At 71.6% G+C, this 19,954-nt stretch carries 16 protein-coding genes; 11 read left to right on the forward strand and 5 right to left on the reverse strand.

Annotated features, from left to right (window positions below; genetic code table 11):
- Positions 1–28 precede the first annotated feature (28 nt).
- On the forward strand, positions 29–508 hold the full coding sequence (locus tag NQZ70_RS36915; protein ID WP_129578421.1) for a nucleoside deaminase: 480 nt from the start codon (positions 29–31) through the stop codon (positions 506–508).
- 78 nt (positions 509–586) lie between these two features.
- Here the strand turns inward: NQZ70_RS36915 and NQZ70_RS36920 are convergent, their stop codons facing one another.
- A complete protein-coding gene (locus NQZ70_RS36920) occupies positions 587–1,705 on the reverse strand; it encodes a sterol desaturase family protein (RefSeq protein ID WP_129578422.1) in 1,119 nt (372 codons plus the stop codon).
- Positions 1,706–2,435: 730 nt separating this feature from the next.
- On the opposite strand from NQZ70_RS36920, the gene NQZ70_RS36925 reads away from it, so the two are divergent.
- From NQZ70_RS36925 to NQZ70_RS36970, 10 genes are all read left to right on the forward strand, one after another.
- Positions 2,436–3,818, forward strand: coding sequence for a cellulase family glycosylhydrolase (locus NQZ70_RS36925; protein WP_237244375.1), 1,383 nt, complete (start codon positions 2,436–2,438; stop codon positions 3,816–3,818).
- 74 nt (positions 3,819–3,892) lie between these two features.
- On the forward strand, positions 3,893–4,987 hold the full coding sequence (gene xylF, locus NQZ70_RS36930) for a D-xylose ABC transporter substrate-binding protein (protein WP_129578424.1): 1,095 nt from the start codon (positions 3,893–3,895) through the stop codon (positions 4,985–4,987).
- Between the two features lie 290 nt (positions 4,988–5,277).
- A complete protein-coding gene (locus NQZ70_RS36935) occupies positions 5,278–7,197 on the forward strand; it encodes a multicopper oxidase family protein (protein ID WP_165374353.1) in 1,920 nt (639 codons plus the stop codon).
- Positions 7,198–7,487: 290 nt separating this feature from the next.
- Positions 7,488–9,452, forward strand: coding sequence for a multicopper oxidase family protein (locus tag NQZ70_RS36940; protein WP_275938178.1), 1,965 nt, complete (start codon positions 7,488–7,490; stop codon positions 9,450–9,452).
- A gap of 247 nt (positions 9,453–9,699) precedes the next feature.
- Positions 9,700–10,815 (forward strand): phosphotransferase, encoded by a 1,116-nt coding sequence (locus tag NQZ70_RS36945; RefSeq protein WP_129581802.1) that lies wholly within the window; start codon positions 9,700–9,702, stop codon positions 10,813–10,815.
- Positions 10,812–11,345, forward strand: a complete 534-nt coding sequence (locus NQZ70_RS36950; RefSeq protein WP_129578425.1) for an adenylyl-sulfate kinase — start codon at positions 10,812–10,814, stop codon at positions 11,343–11,345. The genes NQZ70_RS36945 and NQZ70_RS36950 overlap by 4 nt, the downstream gene beginning before the upstream one ends.
- Before the next feature lie 11 nt (positions 11,346–11,356).
- Positions 11,357–12,958, forward strand: a complete 1,602-nt coding sequence (locus NQZ70_RS36955; protein WP_237244377.1) for a protoglobin domain-containing protein — start codon at positions 11,357–11,359, stop codon at positions 12,956–12,958.
- A 69-nt stretch (positions 12,959–13,027) separates the two neighbouring features.
- A complete protein-coding gene (locus NQZ70_RS36960; RefSeq protein ID WP_129578427.1) occupies positions 13,028–13,477 on the forward strand; it encodes a response regulator in 450 nt (149 codons plus the stop codon).
- 252 nt (positions 13,478–13,729) lie between these two features.
- The gene (locus tag NQZ70_RS36965) at positions 13,730–14,128 is read left to right on the forward strand and encodes a CBS domain-containing protein (protein WP_165374354.1); all 399 of its coding nucleotides are present in this window, start codon (positions 13,730–13,732) and stop codon (positions 14,126–14,128) included.
- A 189-nt stretch (positions 14,129–14,317) separates the two neighbouring features.
- Positions 14,318–15,712, forward strand: a complete 1,395-nt coding sequence (locus tag NQZ70_RS36970; RefSeq protein ID WP_129578429.1) for a sigma-54 dependent transcriptional regulator — start codon at positions 14,318–14,320, stop codon at positions 15,710–15,712.
- Positions 15,713–15,795: 83 nt separating this feature from the next.
- Here NQZ70_RS36970 and NQZ70_RS36975 read toward each other — a convergent pair whose 3' ends face one another.
- The 4 genes from NQZ70_RS36975 to NQZ70_RS36990 form a co-directional block, all read right to left on the reverse strand.
- On the reverse strand, positions 15,796–16,917 hold the full coding sequence (locus NQZ70_RS36975) for a branched-chain amino acid aminotransferase (RefSeq protein WP_129578430.1): 1,122 nt from the start codon (positions 16,915–16,917) through the stop codon (positions 15,796–15,798).
- 258 nt (positions 16,918–17,175) lie between these two features.
- The gene (locus NQZ70_RS36980) at positions 17,176–17,829 is read right to left on the reverse strand and encodes an MBL fold metallo-hydrolase (RefSeq protein WP_129578431.1); all 654 of its coding nucleotides are present in this window, start codon (positions 17,827–17,829) and stop codon (positions 17,176–17,178) included.
- 124 nt (positions 17,830–17,953) lie between these two features.
- Positions 17,954–19,222 (reverse strand): hypothetical protein, encoded by a 1,269-nt coding sequence (locus NQZ70_RS36985; protein ID WP_272826401.1) that lies wholly within the window; start codon positions 19,220–19,222, stop codon positions 17,954–17,956.
- A gap of 494 nt (positions 19,223–19,716) precedes the next feature.
- The gene (locus NQZ70_RS36990; protein ID WP_165374355.1) at positions 19,717–19,872 is read right to left on the reverse strand and encodes a hypothetical protein; all 156 of its coding nucleotides are present in this window, start codon (positions 19,870–19,872) and stop codon (positions 19,717–19,719) included.
- Positions 19,873–19,954 lie beyond the last annotated feature (82 nt).

Here is a 19,954-nt window from a genome sequence, read left to right on the forward strand (position 1 = left end):
GTGCTCCCGTGCCCCCAAGGAGGCGACCATGCCGAGCCAACTCGAGATGAGACACCTGCACCGCTGCGTCGAGCTCGCGGCGCTGGCGCTGGAGACCGGCAACGAGCCGTTCGGCTCCGTGCTGGTCGCGGCGGACGGGACGGTCCTCGCCGAGGATCACAACCGCGTGGGCGGCGGCGATCCGACCTGCCATCCGGAGCTCGCGCTGGCGCGCTGGGCGGCTGCGAACCTCGCCCCCGACGAGCGAGCCGCAGCGACGGTCTACACCTCGACCGAGCACTGTCCCATGTGCGCCGCGGCCCACGGCTGGGTCCGGCTCGGCCGCATCGTGTACGCGAGCTCCTCGGCACAACTGGTCGGCTGGCTCGCCGAGTGGGGCCTTCCGGATCCTCCGGTGCGAGGCCTGCCGATCCGCGATGTCGTTCCGGGACTGCCCGTGGAAGGCCCCGTCCAGAGCCTCGCGGAAGAGGTTCGCCAGCTGTTGCGACGCTTCCATTCCGCGCGCTGACGCGCGCGGCCGTACCAGCGGGAAGACGCCCATGGAAGGGTTCGGCAGCACGCGCGAGCCAGCAGGACAGGGCCGCCGTCAGCCCGGCGCGATCGGCAGCCCCTTCGGCGAGCTCGCGGCCGCCGGCGCGCCCCGCGCCTCCGGCGAGCTCGGCCCGTCGAGCAGCGCTCCGACCGCGGCGAGCGCGCCGACGATGGCGGCCGCCCCCGCCCACAGCGAGCCTCGGGCGAGGCCCGGCGCCGCGTAGAGGAACGCGATCGCGCCGAGCAGCGCCGAGAGGAACAGCGCCGCCGCCAGCGCGCGCACCAGAGGGGAGCGCTCGACGTCGTGAAGGACGTAGCCCGGATCGGTGCGCAGCGGGCCCCCCTCGGGCGGGGCCGCCGCGGAGCGGAAGTCCGGCGGCCGGAGCCAGACGAGCAGCTTGCCGGAGAGGCGCGGCTCCGCCGCCGCCATGCGCGCGAGCTTCCGCCACGGGTCGACGTTCGCGCGCAGCGCGCTGAAGCTCGCGAGCGGCTGGACCACGCCGTACCGCGGCGGCGCCTCCTCCGCGCGGAACGTGCCGAACAGCCGATCCCACACGATGAGCACGCCGCCGTGGTTCCTGTCGAGATACTCGGGATCGACGCCGTGGTGCACCCGGTGATGAGACGGCGTGTTCAGCACCCACTCCAGCGGACCGAGGCGGCCGACGAGCTGCGTGTGGATCCAGAACTGATAGAGGATATTCAGCGTATAGGTCGTGACGACCATCGCGGGCGGGAAGCCGAGGAAGGCGAGCGGCCAGAAGAACGGCCAGAAGAACGCCCGCTGGACCCAGCTCTGGCGCAGCGCGACCGAGAGGTTGTAGTCCTCGCTCTGGTGGTGGACCGCGTGCGCCGCCCACAGGAAGTTCACCCGGTGGCTCGCGCGGTGCGCCCAGTAATAGCAGAAGTCGACCGCGACGAAGCAGGCCAGCCAGCTCGACGCCGCGCCCGGAGGCAGCCGCACGAGCGCGGCGCGCTCGAAGAGGAAGAGATGGACGAGGACCCCGCCGCTCACGACGGAGACGAGCGCCTGCTGGCCGACGCCGCACGAGAGGTTGGCGAGCGCGTCCGAGAAGCGGTAGTCGCGCCGCCCGCGGCGGCGGCAAAGCCAGAGCTCGACGCCGATCAGCGCGAAAAAAGCCGGCACCGCAAACAGGATCAAGCTCGGCGACATGCCCCCGGTCCTCCGCGGAGCCGAGCGCCCAGCGGCTCGGCTCACGCCCGGCCATTCTAGCCCGAACACCCCCGCCACGCCCGGTGGCGCACCTCACCGGCCGACCTCGGCCGGTGCGCCCTTCCGCGATTCTCCGGCGCATTCCTCGCGCCCGCCGGGCCCCACCGCCCGTCCCGAGCGCCGCACCCGCGCCGGTGCGGCGCCGCTCGGCGCGACTTCACCGTTGACACTGAACCGATTAAGTGGTCTGCCACGAACCGCGCCGGTGCGACGACGACACCCTGAGCGGAGATTTGCATCGGCGCGGGCCCCGGGGAGCTCGCTGTGGCCACGGCACCACGATCAGCACGACGACGGCGCGCCAGCCCGGCACGCCGCCGCGAGCGGCCGTGTGCTTGCGGCGGCAGCGCTCAGCCGCGCTTGAGGAACGACACTCGAACCAGGTAAGGAACACCCGACCATGAAGAAGACCTTGTTGCTCGCTTTGGGCTTGCTCTCCATCGCCGCGTGCACGTCCGACACGACCGACCCCGTGGGCTCCGGCACCGGGGGCGGCGGGGGCGGCGGCGGCGACGCCACCGGCGGGGGCGACGCCGGGGGCGGCGGCAACGACGCGACCGGCGGCGGCGGCAGCGACGCCACCGGCGGCGGCGGGGACGGAACCGGGGGCGCCGGGGCGCTCGACTGCGCCGAGCAACCGGAAAAGTGCTACGTCCGCGCGGAAGGTAGTATGCTCACGCTCGACGGGAAACCGTACAAGTACATGGGCACGAACTTCTGGTCGGCTCCCTTCATCTCCCTCGAGCGCCTGCGCACGGAGCTCGACATCCTCGATGCCCACGGCGTTCAGAACCTCCGCATCATGGCGCTCAGCGAAGGCGACATCCCCGCGTCGCAGCAGAACGATCAGCAGTACGGCCCGCAGCGGATCTTCCCTGCGTCGTCGGACGAGCCGTGCGCCGACCCGAAGCTCGAGGAGTTCGCGGACCACCTGGCGACCGTGCTCGACGAGATCCACAGCCGCGGCATGAAGGCGGTCATGACCCTGAACGACTTCTGGCACTGGTCCGGCGGGATGCCCCAGTACATGAAGTGGGCCCACGAGGAGCCGGGCACCTCCTGCGGGGAGGACTTCGGCGCGTACCAGGTCGGCCTGACCCACCCCGAGACGAACGCCCCCCTGCTCGCGGCCGGCTACGACGTGCCGTTCAACGGCTCGATCCGGTTCCGCGAGGGCACCGGCGAGGACTGCCAGGCCGTGGCCATCAACGAGTGGGCGATCCCCCACTCGGGCACGCTCGACCCGAGCACGAACCCCTGGCCCGACCAGATGGATCTCTCCAGCCTGTTCTTTTGCAACAAGAAGGCACAGGAGTTCTACTTCAGCCGGGCCAAGGTCATTATCGAGAAGCTCAAGGACCACCCGGGGATCATGGCGTGGCAGCTCGGGAACGAGCCGCGCTCCTTCAAGGGCTGGGGCGCGCTCTTCAAGCTCTGGGTCGAGCGGAACGCGAAGTTCATCAAGGACATCGACGAGAATCACCTCGTCTCCATCGGCTCGGAGGGCGACCTCTCGTACAACTGGGGCGACTACGCCAACAGCGACTACCGGGACTTCCACGACGTGCCCGGCATCGATTACCTCACCTTCCACGTCTGGCCGGAGAACTGGGAGTGGTACGACCCGTCGCTGCCGGCCGACAGCACCGCCGACAGGTCGCTAGCGGCGGCCATCACCAAGAGCAATGGGTACATCGATCTGCAGATCGAGCACGCGAAGGCGCTGAACAAGCCGATCGTCGTCGAGGAGTTCGGGCTCGCGCGGGACGACAAGTCCGAGCCCGTCGCGTCGACGGTCAAGAAGCGGAACGAGTACTACTCGACCGTCTTCGACGCCGTCGTCAACAACCCGGAGCTCGCGGGCGTGAACTTCTGGGCCTGGGCCGGCGCCGGGAGGCCGTCGGACGACGGCAACGACTACTGGCTCCTCGGCAACGATTACATCGGCGATCCGCCCCACGAGCTCCAGGGGTGGTACTCGGTGTACGACGACGACACGGAAACGCTCAACATCATCATGAGCTACGCGGACAACATCAACACAATCGAGTAGCCACCGGCCCGAGCACGGGCCCCTATCCCTCATCTGACTCGGAGGTCACCTTGATTCGTCGCTCCACCTTTCTCATGGCCATGATCTCGCTCGCGTTCTCGACCGGCTGCTCGAAGCCGGCCTCCGAGGGCGAGACGAACGCGGGCAAGACCGAGGACAAAGCCGCAAAGACCGCGGACGCCAAGGGTACGGACAAGAAGAAGATCACGATCGGCTTCTCGATGGATACCCTCAAGGAAGAGCGGTGGCAGCGCGACCGCGACCTGTTCAAGGCGAAGGCCGAGCAGCTCGGGGCGCAGGTGCTCGTGCAGTCCGCGAACAGCGACGACGCCCTGCAGAACTCCCAGGCGGAGAACCTGCTCACGCAGGGCGTCGACGTGCTCGTGGTCGTGCCCCACAACGCCAAGACGACCGCCACCATCGTCGAGTCGGCGCACAAGCAGGGCGTGCCGGTCATGGCCTACGACCGGCTGATCCTCGACTCCGACGTCGACCTCTACGTGTCCTTCGACAACGTCCGCGTGGGCGAGCTCCAGGCCGAGGCGCTCGTGAAGCCGGCCCCGAAGGGGAACTACCTCCTCATCGGCGGCTCCCCGACCGACAACAACGCGAAGCTCTTCCGCGAAGGGCAGATGAACATCCTGAAGCCGCTCATCGACAAGGGCGACATCAAGGTCGTGGCGGACCAGTGGGCCAAGGACTGGCAGCCGGTCGAGGCGCTCAAGATCACCGAGAACGCCCTCACCAAGAACAACAACAACGTCACGGCGGTCGTGGCCTCGAACGACGGGCTCGCGGGCGCGGCGGTCCAGGCGCTCGGCGAGCAGAAGCTCGCCGGCAAGGTCGTCGTCTCGGGGCAGGACGCCGAGCTCGCCGCCTGCCAGCGGATCGCGGCCGGCACCCAGAGCATGACCGTCTACAAGCCGATCAAGTCCCTCGCCGAGAAGGCCGCCGAGCTCGCCATCAAGATGGCGAAGAAGGAGCAGCTCGGCGAGAAGACGCAGACGGTCAACAACGGGAAGAAGGACGTCCCGAGCGTGCTCATCGCGCCGATCGCCGTGGACAAGAGCAACCTCGCCTCCACGGTCATCGCCGACGGGTTCCACAAGGTCGAGGACGTCTACAAGGACATCCCGAAGGACCAGTGGCCGTCGGGCGCCGCCAAGTAGGCCCCTCCGGCCGGGCCGCACGGCCCGGCCGTCGCCCCCGCCGCCGCGCCCGCGGGCGGCCGCCGCGCTCCCTCCCAGGACACAATCAGGGCCGTCGCGCTGAGGGTCTGGCAACGCCGGAATCCTCATCATGGTCATGCACGCTCGCGAATCCGGAGCTTCCCGGGTGGACCGGATCCGTGCGCTGGTCATGATGCTGCGCCCTCGCAGCGCCGCGCGAGGCAAGGAGTTGCGATGTCCTCCATGAAGCGACGACGGCTCCCGACGCACGGTCCGCCGCGACGGGCTCGATGCGCTCCGGCCAGGTGGGCGCGGTGAGGGCCGCCGTGGACAGGTGTCCGGCCGTCCCGGGCTCGGCCGTGACCCTCTCCGGCGCCGCGATCCCCAGGTACACGCGCCCGCTGCTCATCCCGCAAGTCATGCCCCAGTCCACGGGGCTCAGCGCGGGCAGCGCAGGCCTCGATGGCTACGAGATCGCCGTCCGGCAGATCGAGCAGCACGTCCTGCCGCCCGAGCTGGGCCTGCCGCCGACGACGGTGTGGAGCTACGGCTCCGTCCATCACCCGGAGACGTTCAGCTACCCGGCGTTCACCATCGAGGCGAGGTGGCGAAGGCCGGTGCGCGTGAAGTGGATCAACGATCTCAAGGACCCCGCGACGGGCCGCTTCCTCCCTCATCTGCTCCCCGTCGACCCCACCCTGCACTGGGCCAACCCGCCCGGCGGGGCGCAGGGTCGCGATTCGCGGCCGACGTTCCCAGGCGACTGCCCGCCGGGGCCGTACCGGGGCCCGGTGCCGTTCGTCACGCACCTGCACGGAACCGACGGGGTGGCGCAGGAGAGCGACGGTTATCCCGAAGCCTGGTACCTCCCGGCGGCGACCGACATCCCCGAGGGGTACGCGGCGACCGGCACCTTCTACGACTACTACAAACGCACCTCGCCGCTCGGAGGCCTGTGGGAGCCGGGCGCCGCCGTGTTCGAGTACCCGAACGACCAGCGGGCGACGACGCTCTGGTATCATGACCACTCGCTCGGCATCACCCGCCTCAACCTCTACGCGGGGCCGGCCGGCTTCTACCTGCTGCGCGGCGGGCCGGACGACCTCCCCGAGGACGTCCTCCCCGGACCAGCTCCGCGACCAGGAGACCGTCCGGGAGCGGGCGTGTACGAGATCCCGCTCCTGATCCAGGACCGCTCGTTCAACGACGACGGGTCGCTCTTCTATCCAGCCTCCCGCGGGCTCTCCCCGCCGCTCGACGCGCTGTACATCCCGAAGGGCGATATTCCGCCCATCTGCGTCCCGGAGTTCTTCGGCGACGTCATGGTCGTCAACGGCCGAGCGTGGCCCTACCTCGAGGTCGAGCAGCGGCGGTACCGATTCCGCATCCTGAACGGCAGCGCCTCGCGGTTCTTGATCCTGAAGATGGATAACGGTCTCCCGCTCTGGCAGATCGGCTCGGACGGCGGATTTCTCCCCTCCCCCGTGGAGCGCGAGGCTCTCCTGCTCGCCCCGGCCGAGCGCGCGGACGTGATCGTGGATTTCAGCGGGGTGCGCGCGGGCGCCGAGCTCGTCCTCCTCAACCTCGGTCCGGACGCGCCCTTCACCGGCGGCCCGCAGACCCCGGCCGATGCGGCGACGACAGGGCAAGTGATGCAATTCCGCGTCGTGCCGGCGAGCGGCACGGACGCGAGCACGCCCCCTCACCGGCTCGAGCTGCCGCAGCTCACGCCGCTCGGAGACGTGGCGGTCGTGCGGCAGGTGTCCCTGAACGACCTGAGCTCCGCGCTCCAGCCCGACGCCGGCCTGAGGGTGGCCGCGCTGGGCACCCTCGAGCCTCCTCCACGCTCCAGCACGCCCAGGCCGCTCTTCTGGCACGACGCCGTGACCGAGAACCCGACCCTGGGCTCGACCGAGGTGTGGGAGATATACAATTTCACCGTGGACGCGCACCCGATCCACGTCCACGAGATCCACTTCGCGATCGTCGATCGCCAGCCGTTCGACGGCGCTCCGCGCCCGCCCGAGGCCGGGGAGGAGGGCTTCAAGGACACCGTCATTGCGCTGCCGTTCGAGATCACGCGCATCAAGATGAAATTCGAGAGTCCTGGCCGGTTCGTGTGGCACTGCCACATCCTCGAGCACGAGGACAACGAGATGATGCGGCCTTATCAGATCGGGCCCATGCCCGCCGACATCCCGAGGCGCTGAGCCTGCCAGCGCGCGGCCTGCCGAGCGGCTACGCCGCCGCGGGATCGCTCGCCGGGTGCCCCCACCCACGGCGCGAGCCGCGCCGTCCGCGCTCCCTGGCGCACCGGGCGTCGGCCGAGACGGACTCGATCTGCACGGACGGCGCTCGATCGCGCGCGTACCCGGCCAATCAGGACCTGCTCGTGATCGCGCAGGAACCTCAAATACGGGGAATCCTGGATGGCTCGGACTCACGTCGCAGTCATGATGATCATCCGCTCGCGCCGCCGATCGCGGCGCAAGGAGATCTCATGTCTTCACTGAAGCGACGACTCCTGCTGAAATACGGTATGGCCGCGACAGGCGGGCTCCTGATGCTGCGCCGCGGGGGGATCGCGCGCGCCGTCGTGGGCGAATGTACCTTCCGCCCGGGTTCGGCCCCGACGCTGCGCGGCGCCGACATCCCCAAGTACACGCGCCCGCTGCTCATCCCGCCTGTCATGCCCAAGGCGCCCTGGCGCCGAGGCCACAGCGCGCTCGTCGATCACTACGAGATCGCCGTTCGTCAGCTCGAGCAGCACGTGTTGCCGCCGGAGCTCGGATTGCCCCCGACGACGGTGTGGGGATATGGTTCCATCCATCATCCGGAGTCGTTCTCGTACCCCGGTCACACCATCGAGGCCAGATGGCGGAGGTCGGTGTGCGTGAAGTGGATCAACGAGCTCAAGGACCTCCGGACCGGCCGCTTCCTCCCGCACCTGTTCGCCGTCGACCCGACCCTGCACTGGGCCAATCCGCCCGGCGGGCTGGAAGGCCGCGACGGACGTTCCGTCGTGAGGGGCCATTGCCCGCCGGGGCCTTACCGGGGCCCGGTGCCGATCGTGACCCACCTGCACGGGAGCACCCCGGTGGAGCAGGAGAGCGACGGATTCCCCGAAGCCTGGTACCTCCCGGCGGCGCGCAACATCCCTGACGGGTACGCGAAGACCGGCACCTTCTTCGATTACTTCCAGCGGACGTCACGGCTCGGGCACCTGTGGGAGCCAGGGGCGGCCGTGTTCCAGTATTACAACCGCCAGCGGCCGACCACGCTCTGGTACCACGATCACTCGCTCGGCTTGACCCGACTCAACACCCAGGCCGGGCTCGCCGGGCTCTACATCATCCGCGGCGGGCCTCAAGACCTGCCGAAGGGGGTGCTGCCTGGCCCTCCGCCGGGGCCATACGACTGTCCAGGCGCCAAGGTGTACGAGGTTCCGCTCGTCATCCAGGATCGCTCGTTCAACGACGACGGCTCGCTCTTCTACCCGGACAGCCGCGGGCTCCCGCCCGAGCTCGCGGAGGACGTGTACGTGCCGAACGGCCCGGTCGCGCCGATCTGGGTCCCCGAGTTCAACGGGAACACCATCGTCGTCAACGGCCGGACGTGGCCCTACCTCGAGGTCGAGCAGCGCCGTTATCGCTTCCGGATCCTGAACGGCAGCAATGAGCGGCTCCTCATCCTGGCGCTGAGCAACGGGCACCCGATCTGGCAGATAGGCTCCGATGGAGGGTTCGTGCCCGCTCCCGTGCCGCTCCAGACGCTCCTGATGGGGCCTGCCGAGCGCAACGACGTCATCATCGACTTCAGCCGCGTCCCCGCTGGCACAGAGGTCCTCCTCCTCAACGTCGGACCGGAGCTCCACGGCGACATGTCGACCGTGGCCGATCCGGAGACGACCGGGCAGGTGATGCAGTTCCGGGTCGTGCGGGCGACGAGCAGGGACACGAGCGTGCCCCCTGAGCGGCTCGTGCTGCCGGAGTTCGAGCCCCTCGGAGACGAGGAGGCGATACGCCGCGTATCGCTGTCGGAGGAGATGCTGCCCGGCGTCGGCGCGGTCAGGCTGCTCCTGGGCACCGTCGAGCCCTCGGGCGACAGGCCGAGGCCGCTCCACTGGGACCATCCCATCACGGAGACCCCGGCCGTGGGCTCCACGGAGATCTGGGAGCTCTACAATTTCACCGAAGAAGCGCACCCGATCCACCTCCACGACGTTCAGTTTCAGGTCGTCGAGCGCCAGCCGTTCGACGGCTCGCCGACCCGCCCGCCGGCCGCGTGGGAGACGGGGTACAAGGACACGGTCGGCGCGCTGCCCGGCGAGATCACGCGGATCAGGGTGAAATTCCCGAACGCCGGTCTGTTCGTGTGGCACTGCCACATCCTCGAGCACGAGGACAACGAGATGATGCGGCCCTACCACATCGGACCGATCCCCGGCGATCTCCCCATGCGCTGAGCGGCACCCGAGGGTGCGGCGCCGCGCACGCCTCGCGCGGGCACGCAATTCCTGCGAGCTCCCCCGCCGCCCGGCCCGTCCGCGGCCGCCGCTGCTGACCCCGGTCGAACCCGGATCGGATCGCGGCCGCGGGCGCAGCGGGATCGGGCTCGTCAGGCACATGGCCCGACTCTCGCAACGCAGGCCGTACGACGACCACGACCCCACCGAGCTCGGCGGACCGTCAGCCCACACGCCGGAGGAGACCATGAACGCCCCGTCGGCCTCGCACGAATCCGATCCCTCACGCGCAGTCCGCCAGCTCGTCGAGGCGGTCTTGCCGGACGTGCGGGTCGAGGAGATCACCCCCCTGGGACCGGACGGCGGCCCGGGCCACGACCTGACCGAGAAGGCCGCCGGCTACGGCGTCCCCCGCCGGATCACCGTGGTGAGGCGCGACGGCTCGAAGCAGCGGCTGGTCCTGCACACGTCGACCGCGAACGCGTTCGGGCACGACCGGCGGGCGGATCGCGCGGCGGACATGCTGCTCGCCTTCGACACCTTCGGGTCGATCCCGGCGCACGTCGAGGTCGTGGACGTCGGCTCGCTGACCCGCGACGGGCGCTTCCTGTCCCTGCGGGACGCGGGCGAGTTCTACCTCCTGACCACGTACGCCGAGGGCGACGTCTACGCCGCGGATCTGCGGCGGATCGCGAAGGAGCGCCGCGCGCGCCCGGAGGATCTCGCGCGCTCCGAGGCGCTCGCCAGGTACCTCGTCGCGCTCCACGGCGAGAAGGGCGCGCAGCCGGGCAGCTACCGCCGCGCGGTGCGCGATCTCGTGGGCCACGGCGAGGGCGTCTTCGGCATCGTCGACGGCTATCCGGACGGCGTGCCCGGCGCGCCGCCCGCGCGCCTCCAGGCCATCGAGCGGCGCTGCGTCGAGTGGCGGTGGAAGCTCCGCGGCCGGGACCACCGGCTCGCGCGCACGCACGGCGACTTCCACCCCTTCAACATCGTGTTCGACGACGCGTCGCGGCTCACGCTGCTCGACACGAGCCGCGGGTCCCAGGGCGATCCCGCGGATGACGTCACCTGCCTCGCCATCAACTACGTGTTCTTCGCGCTGGACGCGCCCGGCGCATGGCAGGGCGGCCTCGGCGCGCTGTGGCGGCGGTTCTGGGAGGTCTACCTCGGCGGGAGCGGCTCCGCGGGCGTGCTCGACGCGGCGGCGCCGTTCCTCGCGTGGCGCGCGCTCGTGCTGGCCAACCCCGGCTGGTACCCCGCGGTCACGCCGCGCGCGAGGGAGGCGCTGCTCACCCTCGCGGAGCGCGCCCTCGACGCCCCGCGCTTCGATCCGGACGACGCCGAGAGGCTGTTCGCGTGAGCGGCGGGGTCGTCTGGATCACGGGGCTCCCCGCGTCGGGCAAGTCCACCCTGGCCGCGCGGGTGCACCGCGCGCTGCTCGGCGAGGGCCTGGCGAGCTGCCTGCTCGACGGCGACGAGGTGCGCGACGCGCTCGTCCCGCGGCCCGGCTACACGCCGCGGGAGCGCGACGATTTCTACGAGACGCTCGCGCGGCTCGCGGCGCTGATCGCGCGGCAGGGGCCGATCGCGGTCGTGGCGGCGACCGCGCACCGCCGCGACTACCGCGACCGCGCCCGCGCGCTCGCGCCGCGGCTCGTCGAGGTCTACATGGATGTCTCTCCCGAGGTCTGCCGCGAGCGCGATCCGAAAGGGCTCTACCGGGCGGCCGGCGCCGGCGAGATCGGCGCGCTCCCCGGCGCGGGCTCGGAGTACGAGGCGCCGCCCTCGCCGGAGATCGTCGCGCGCGGCGGCGAGGACGCGGCGGCGCTCGAGGCGATCCTGGAGCGCGCGAGATCGTGGTCCGCCTCCGCGAACGTGCGCTCATGGTAGGCTCCGGCGCCGTGCCCGCGCGAGAGACGCTCTTCGACGAGATCAAGCGATACGTTCGCTTCGACGAGGAGGACGCAGGCCGGCTGGCCGCGTTTCACGCGCACGCGGCGCCGCACTTCCCCCGCATCGCGGGCGAGTTCTACGACCGCATCCGCGAGCACGAGGGCGCGCACGACGTCTTCACCGGCGAAGATCAGGTGGAGCGGCTCAAGCGATCGCTCGTCCGCTGGATGACGCGGATCTGCACCGGGCCCTACGACGAGGCGTACTTCGACGAGGCCGCGAAGATCGGGCGGATCCACGTCCGGGTCGGCCTGCCGCAGCGGTACATGTTCACGGCGATGACGCTCATCCGGCTCGCGTTCGACGAGATCGCCGAGGGCGCGCGCTTCGCGCAGGCGATCGCGGTCCGATCCGCGGTGAGCAAGGTGCTCGATCTCGAGCTCGCCATCATGCTGGAGACGTACCGGGACGACTTCCTCGCGCGCGCGCAGCGCGCCGAGCGCCTCGACCGCGAGCAGGTCGGCCGCACGCTCGCGCGCACCGAGCACCGGTACAAGAGCGCCGTCGAGCTCGCCCGCGTCCTCGTCGTCGGCCTCGACGCGCAGGCGGTCGTGCGGCTCTTCAACCGGGAGGCCGAGCGGATCACCGGGTTCGCGCGCGAGGACATCCTCGGCGCGCCGTTCGTCGAGGCGCTCCTCCCCGAGGAGCTCCGCGCCGATCACGGCGCGCTCGTGAAGGACGTCGCCGCGGGCCGCCGCCCCGGCGCCGATCTCCTGGAGAGCAGCCTCCGCACGCGCTCCGGCAAGATCCGCGACGTGCGATGGCAGCTCGCGTACGCCCCCTCCTCGGCGGACGACGAGGTGGCGCTGTTCGCCATCGGGCAGGACACGACCGACGAGAAGGCGCTCGCCGCGCGCGTGCGCCAGAGCGAGAAGCTCGCCGCGGTCGGGACGCTCGCGGCCGGCCTCGCGCACGAGATCAGGAACCCGCTCAACGGCGCGCAGCTCCACGTGACCTTCCTCGAGCGGGGGCTCGCGCGCGCCGGCATGAGGGATCCGGACACGCTGGAGGCGATCCAGGTCGTCCGCGACGAGATCCGCCGCCTGTCGGAGCTGGTGAGCGAGTTCCTCGACTTCGCCCGGCCGAAGCCGCTGGTCGTGAAGCCGACGTCCCTCGTCTCGCTCTGCGAGCGGGCGGCGCGCGTCGCCGTGTCCTCGGACGGCGGCGGCGCGCGCCCCGAGGTGAAGGTCGATCTGCCCTCGACCGACGTCGTGCTCGACCTCGATCCCGCGAAGATGGAGCAGGTCCTCCTGAACCTCCTCCGCAACGCGCTCGAGGCGGTGGGCGCGGCCGGCGGCGGCGCCGTCACCCTCCGCGCGCGCCGGAAGCCGCGCCACGCCGTCCTCGAGGTGGAGGACGACGGCGCCGGGATCGCGAGCGAGGACGCGCCGATCTTCGACCCGTTCTACTCGACGAAGCCGAACGGCACCGGGCTCGGCCTGGCCATCGCCCACCGCATCATCACCGATCACGAGGGGGCCATCGAGTTCCAGAGCCGCCCGGGGAAGACGCTGTTTCGCGTGACGCTGCCGATCCGCCTCTCCGGCTGAGCTCCCCGCCGCCGCGGCGCGCGCGGGCCGCCCCACGGCGCTGGCACGCAAGTTGGTAGATCGCCCGGCGTGGAACCGCGCAGCCTCGAAGAGCCGCTGATCCTCCTCGTGGACGACGACGTCCGCACCGCGCGCCTGCTCGCGCGCCTGCTCGAAGACGACGGCTTCCGGGTGGAGCTGGCCACCGACGGCGCCCTCGCGCTCGCGCGGCTCGCCCGGACGCCGGTCCCGGACGTCCTGGTGACCGACTTCCGCATGCCCCACGCCGACGGCCTCGCGGTCGCGCGCTTCGCGCGGTCGCTCCGGCCCGATCTCCCGCTCTTCGTGCTCACCGGCTACCCCGAGCTCATGGCGCGGCTCGGGCGCGGGCTCGAGCCCGAGGCGGTGGTGCACACGAAGCCGCTCGACTACGCCGCCCTGAGCGCCGAGCTCCGCGCCAGCGTGGAGGCGGTGTCCTCTCGCGCCGCCGGCGCGCAGCCGAGCGCCCCTGCGCCGCGCCCCTCCCCCACCCCAGCCTGAGCCCCGCCTTCGTCTGGGAGCGCCCGGCCCGGCGAACGGCTTGCGCCCTCGTGCAACCGCTGCGACCCGCCGCGCGCGGCGGCCGGCCGCCGCGCGGCCTCCCGCGGCCATGGATGCCGCGGATCCGGGCCCGCGGCGCGGTCGCGGGCCGGGGCCGCGCGACGCCGGGCACGCAGCGCCGGGCGCGGCCGGCGTGGCGCGCGTCGTGCACCGGGTTCGGGCATGTGCCTCAGCCGCTTCGAACATGGCGCCGTGAGCGCCGAGCTCACCGAGACCGCAATCGACGTCGCGCGCCGGATGCGCGACTTCCGCGTGGGCTGCGTCGTCGTCACGCAGGGCGCGCGCGCCATCGGCATCCTCACCGATCGCGATCTCGTGATGCGGGTGATGGCCGACGCGCGCGAGCCCGAGAAGACGCTGGTGTCCGAGATCGTCACGTACGACCCCACGACGCTCCAGCAGTCCGACAGCATCGAGACGGCGCTCCGCCTGATGCGCGAGCGCGGCGTCCGGCGGCTGCCGATCGTCCGTCACGACGGCAAGGTGACCGGCATCGTCACGGCCGACGATCTCACCGTGATGCTCGCCGCGGAGCTCTCCGACCTCGGCGCGGGCATCCGCGACAACGTCGACGCGACCGAGAGCCGCTGACGGCGCCTCGTCGCTTCCGCGAGACCGCGCGGCGCGCCTCCGTCGACGACGGCGACGGCGCGGCCTCGCGCCCGGCCTCCGGGCGGCGCTCGCCGGCGCGCCGTCGTCGGCGGAGGCGCGCCGCCGCAGAAGGAGGATCGCGACGCCCGAGAGGCGCGGTATCCTCTGGCGGCCTGCGGAAGGGACGACATGAACGCTGAGAAGAGACAGGGCGCGCGGGTGCTCGTCGTGGACGACGAGGCGAGCGCGCGCTCGGGGCTGGAGAAGCTCCTGCGACAGGAGGGCTATGTCGTGGACGCGGCGGCCGACGGCGCCGCGGCGCTCGAGATCGCGGCGGAGCGGCCGCCGGACGTCGTGGTCACCGATCTGAAGATGCCCAAGATGGACGGGGTGACGCTGCTCGGGAAGCTCCGCGCGCAGGATCCGGCGCTGCCGGTGATCGTCGTCACCGCGTTCGGCGACGTGAGCTCGGCGGTCCAGGCGATGCGGGCCGGGGCCGAGGATTACCTGACGAAGCCGGTCGACTTCGACGCGCTGCTCGTCTCCCTCGAGCGCGCCCTCGAGCGGAGCGCGCTCCGCGTCGAGGCGGAGAACCTGCGCCGGCAGCTGCGCGAGCGCGAGGGCGAGGGCGTCGAGGGGCTCATCGGGGCGAGCCCGGCGATGCAGAAGGTCTACCGGATGGCCCGGCAGGTGGCGGGCGCGCGGGCGACGGTGCTCATCACCGGCGAGAGCGGCACGGGCAAGGGGGAGCTCGCGCGCGCCATCCACGCGAAGGGCCCGCGCGCCAGGGCGCCCTTCGTGACGCTGCATTGCGCGGCGCTCGCGGAGTCGCTGCTCGAGAGCGAGCTGTTCGGCCACGAGCGGGGCGCCTTCACCGGCGCCGACAAGCGGCGCATCGGGCGGTTCGAGCAGGCGCACGGCGGGACGCTCTTCCTCGACGAGGTCGGCGAGATCGCGCCCTCGACGCAGGTGAAGCTGCTCCGGGTGCTCCAGGAGAGGACGTTCGAGCGCGTCGGCGGCAACGACACCGTGTCGATCGACGTGCGCCTCATCGCGGCCACGAACCGCGATCTCGCGGCGGCCGTGCAGGAGGGCCGCTTCCGGGAGGACCTCTACTACCGGCTCAACGTCGTCCACATCGACATGCCCCCGCTGCGCGTCCGCGACACCGACGTGCTGCTCCTCGCGAACCACTTTCTCCGGCGGTTCGCGGCGGAGAACCACCGCAAGATCGAGGGGTTCACCGACGAGGCGCGGGCGAAGCTGGTCGCGCACCGGTGGCCGGGGAACGTGCGCGAGCTCGAGAACGCGATCGAGCGTGCCGTGGTGCTCTGCGACGAGACGCGCATCGACGCGGAGCACCTCCCCATCGACGCGGCGCCGGTCGCCAAGGGCGCCCTGCGGATCCCGGGCGCCACCATGGCGGAGATCGAGCGCTATGCCATCCTGTCGACGCTCGAGGCGACGAACGGCTCGACGACGCGCGCGGCCGAGCTGCTCGACATCAGCATTCGCACCATCCAGTACCGCCTGCACGAATACGGTCTGACGGCGAAATCGAAGAAATCGCAGGCTGCGGAGTAGGCGCCGCGCGCCCGCGCGCCGCGCGGCTCACGAGGCCCGCGCCGCGCGTCGAGCGAGGACCGCGCGCGGCGCGCGGCTCCTCGTCAGACCACGTCGTGCATCCAGCCGTACCGGTCGGGGGCGACGCCGTGCTGGATGTTGAGCAGCGCCTCGCGGAAGCGCGCCGCCACCGGCCCCGTCTCGTTGTCGTGGATGGCGAAGGTCCCCTCGCGGGATTTCACCGCGCCGATCGGCGTGATGACCGCGGCCGTGCCGCACGCGAACGCCTCGGTCATGCGGCCCTCGCGCACCGCCGCGCGCCACTCCTCGAAGGTGACCTTGCGCTCCTCCGCGCCATAGCCGAAATCGCGGGCGAGCTGGATGATGCTGTCGCGGGTGATGCCGGGGAGGAGCGTGCCTGTCAGCTCGGGCGTCACGAGCACGGTGCGGCCGCCCTCCTCGTAGACGAAGAAGATGTTCATTCCCCCCATCTCCTCGACATATCGGCGCTGGACCGCATCGAGCCAGACCACCTGCGCGCAGCCCTCCGCCGCCGCGTTCATCTGCGCGAGCAGGCTCGCGGCGTAGTTGCCGGCGAACTTGGCCGCGCCCGTGCCGCCCGGCGCCGCCCTGACGAAATCCTCCGAGATCCAGACCGTCACCGGCTTCACGCCCTGGGGGAAATACGCGCCGGCGGGCGACGCGATCACCAGGAAATCGTACTCGCGTGACGACCGCACCCCGAGCGCCGCCTCGGTCGCGAACATCAACGGTCGGATATACAGGCTCTCGCCCACCGCCGCGGGCACCCACGCGCGATCCTGGCGGATCAGGGCGTCGACGGAGCCCACGAACAGCGGGACCGGGATCTCCGGCATCGCCAGGCGCCGGGCAGAGCTGTTGAAGCGGTGCGCGTTCGCCTCCGGCCGGAACGTCTTGATGCGCCCGTCCGGCTGGCGGTAGGCCTTGAACCCCTCGAAGATCGCCTGACCGTAGTGCAGCACCATCGCCGCGGGATCCATCGTGATCGGCGCGTACGGCTTGAGCTGCCCCCGCAGCCAGCCGCCCCTGTCCGCCGCGTACGGGATCACGACCATGTGCTCCGTGAACACGCGCCCGAAGCCGGGGTTCTGCATGCGCTGCGCGCGATCCGCGTCGCCGAGGGGGTGCTGCGTGGGGAGGATCTCGAGATCGACCTTCGTGGCGGGCGCGCTATCGGTGCTCATCGTGCTCGACTTCCGTGACGGACGGCGGTCGACCCCGCTCCAGCGGGCGCGGCGCGCGCTCTCGTCGTGCGGCATTTTTCAGAAGAATCCTGGCGGGATGCAAGCACTTTCTCGCCGGAAAGCGGCGCCGGCGCGCGGGGCGTTCAAGGCTGGAAGGCGGAGAGATCGACGGGAATTTTCTCCCCGTTTTCCCGCCTCCGCGCCCCGGCGTTCGCGCGGGGGCGCGACGCCGCGACGCCGCGGCCGACGCGCGGCGGATCACGCGCGCAGATAAGGGTTTCTGTCGCGTTCCTCACCGATGGTCGTGGAGGGCCCGTGTCCGGTCACCACGCGGGTCGACGGGTCGAGCGTGAGCAGCTTGCTCCGGATGGATCGGAAGATCGCCTGCGAGTCGCCGCCCCACAGGTCGGTCCTGCCGATGCCGTGCCGGAACAGGGTGTCCCCCGTGAACGCCACCGCGCCCGCCGCGGACAGGGCCAGGAACGACACGCTGCCGGGCGTGTGCCCCGGCGTGTGGAGCACGTGCAGATCGAGCCCGCCGGCCTTCACGACCGCGCCGTCGTCGAGGTCGCCGTCGAGCTCGCAGCGCTCCGGCGCCGCGATGCCGAGGAACGCCGCCTGCACCGGGAGCATGTCGTAGAGGAAGCGGTCGGCCTCGTGGATGCGCGCCGCGGCGCCCGACCAGCGCTGGAGAGGCGCGGTGGCGCCGACGTGATCGATATGGGTGTGCGTGTGCACGATGGCCGCGACCGTCGCCCCGGCCTGCTCGAGGCGCGCGCGGATCTTGTCGAAATCGCCCCCCGGGTCGACGACCACCGCGGCCTTGCTGGCCGGATCGACCACGATCGAGCAGTTGCACCCCAGCGGGCCGACGGCAAACGTCTCGAGCAGCACGGGGCGAGCTTGTAGCACGCCGCGCCCCCGCCTCCACGCGCGACGAGGGCCGGGGCGGCGACGCGTCGACGCCTGGTGGGCGGCGGGCCGCCTCGGCCGCGAGGCGGCGCGGGCGCGGATCCCCCCGCGCCGCCTGCGGTCGCTATTTCGGAGCGCTCATGAGGGTGCCGCCCGTGCCGAGCCCGTTGGTCCAGTAGGCGCGCTCCGCGTCGAGGGCGATGCCGTAGGGCGAAGGCTCCCCGGCGACGAAGGTCCCGATGATGCCGTTCGGCAGCATCCTCATGATGTTCGGCGACGTCGGGTCGGTCCAGTAGACGCCTGTCGCGTCGGCGGCGATGCCCCTCGGGTTCCCCAGCCCGGTGGCGATCGCCGTGGGCCGTCCTCCGGTCTTGGCCACGCGCATGACCGTGCCGGTCCTGCTGGTCGTCCAGTACACGTGCGTCGCGTCGACCGCGATCTCGCGCACCTCGCCCTGATCGGCCGCCAGCTCCTTGGGCTGGACGTTGCCCGTGGAGCCCTTGGGCGCGGACAGCACGCGGCCGCTGTCGTCGCGGATCGTCCAGTAGACGTGGGTCGCGTCGACCGCGAGGGCGTGGGTCGTCCCCTCGCCCTCCGAGATGACGACGAACGGCCCATTGCCGTTCGAGTCCTTCCGCGCGCGGACCACGGAGCCGCCGCGCTCGCGGTTCGTCCAGTAGACGAACTCGTCGTCGATCGCCACGCCGAAGGGCGCGGCCTGCCCTGCGGCGATGGCGACCGGCTCCTCCTCGCCGCCGATGCGCGTCCTCATCACCTGGCCGTCCCGCTCGCCGCTATTGCCCTGGTTGGCCCAGAAGACGTGGGTGTCGTCGGCCTTGATGTCCGCCGGCTGGACCTGGCCGGTGGCGAGGTTCTTCGCGACCTCGTCGCCGATCACATACTGCCTGACGACGCCCTGCTCGCCGTTGGTCCAGAACAGGGTGCGGCGGGAGACCGCGATGTAGAGCGGATCCTGCTGGCCGGAGACGTGGCGGGTCGGGCGGCCGCAGGCGCTGTCCCGGCAGATGCCGTTGCACGTGACGGGGCAGGTACCGCAGTGGAGCGCGTCGTTCGTCACGTTGACTTCACAGCTGTTCCGCTCGTCCCCATCGCAGTCGACGTAGACGTCGCCGCACTCCGGCGGCTCGTCGACGATGACGGGCCCCGCGCCCGCGCCCCCGGTGCCTCCGCCCGCGCCCGCCTCGCCACGGCCTCCCTCGCCGCCCTCGCCGCCGGCGCCCCCGTCGCCCGGCGCGCCGCCGTCGCCTCCGCCTGCGGAGGTCACGCCCCCCGGCCCGGAGCCGCCGGTAGCGAAGAGGCTCGACGCGTCGGGAGCGGAGCAAGCTGCCACGGCAAGTCCGGAGAAGAGCGCGGGGAGAACGGTGCGACGCATGGTGCTGTGCATGGAAACCTCCACGAATAGAGGCTACACGAGCCCACCGAAAAAACGCATCTGCGAACTTGGCGTGTTGATCACACCGCGTTCGTCCACGCACGACGGGCGCCGGTGTGGGCTGCTCGTGGCGCGACCGCCGTGGTCGAGCCCGCGCGCCAGAGCCGGCTCGTCCGTGGCCCTGCCCTCGCGATCTCATCTCCTCTCCTCCTCCTCCCCGCGCGCGGATCCCCGCGGAACGGGGCCCGGCGAGGTCGCGGGATCTACCGAGAGGTGGTCGCGCTCCGCCGGCGACGGGCGGCCGCCGCCCCGCGCGGAGTGGGGGTCTCGCGTCGACGGGGCGCGGGCGCGACTCCGCATCTCACGACCAGCGTCTCTCCTCGCGCGCGCCGCCGCGGGCCACAGGCCATGAGGGCTCCTCGCGCGCTGTCCGGCCGGAGTCGCGATGAGCCCGCGCCATGAGCGCGGGAGACGGCGCGGCGGGCGACTCGGCATCACGGCGGAGCGGTCGAATCCCGGGCGAACAGCCGCGAGGGCGCGGCGATCGACGGGCAGCCCGCGCCGAGCGCGTCGAGCGCGTCGAGCGCGTCGAGCGCGTCGAGCGCGTCGAGCGCAACCTCGCGCGACGCGCGCTCGGCGCCGCGGCTCACCCGCGCTCCGCGAGCTCCAGCCTCCGCGCCGCATGAGCCCGCGCAAGCGCGCGTCCCGCCGCCAGGCCGAACCGTGACGATG

Origin of the sequence: Sorangium sp. So ce836, assembly GCF_028553905.1 — a bacterium.
In the GTDB taxonomy this organism is placed as follows: Bacteria; Myxococcota_A; Polyangia; order Polyangiales; family Polyangiaceae; genus Sorangium; species Sorangium cellulosum_D.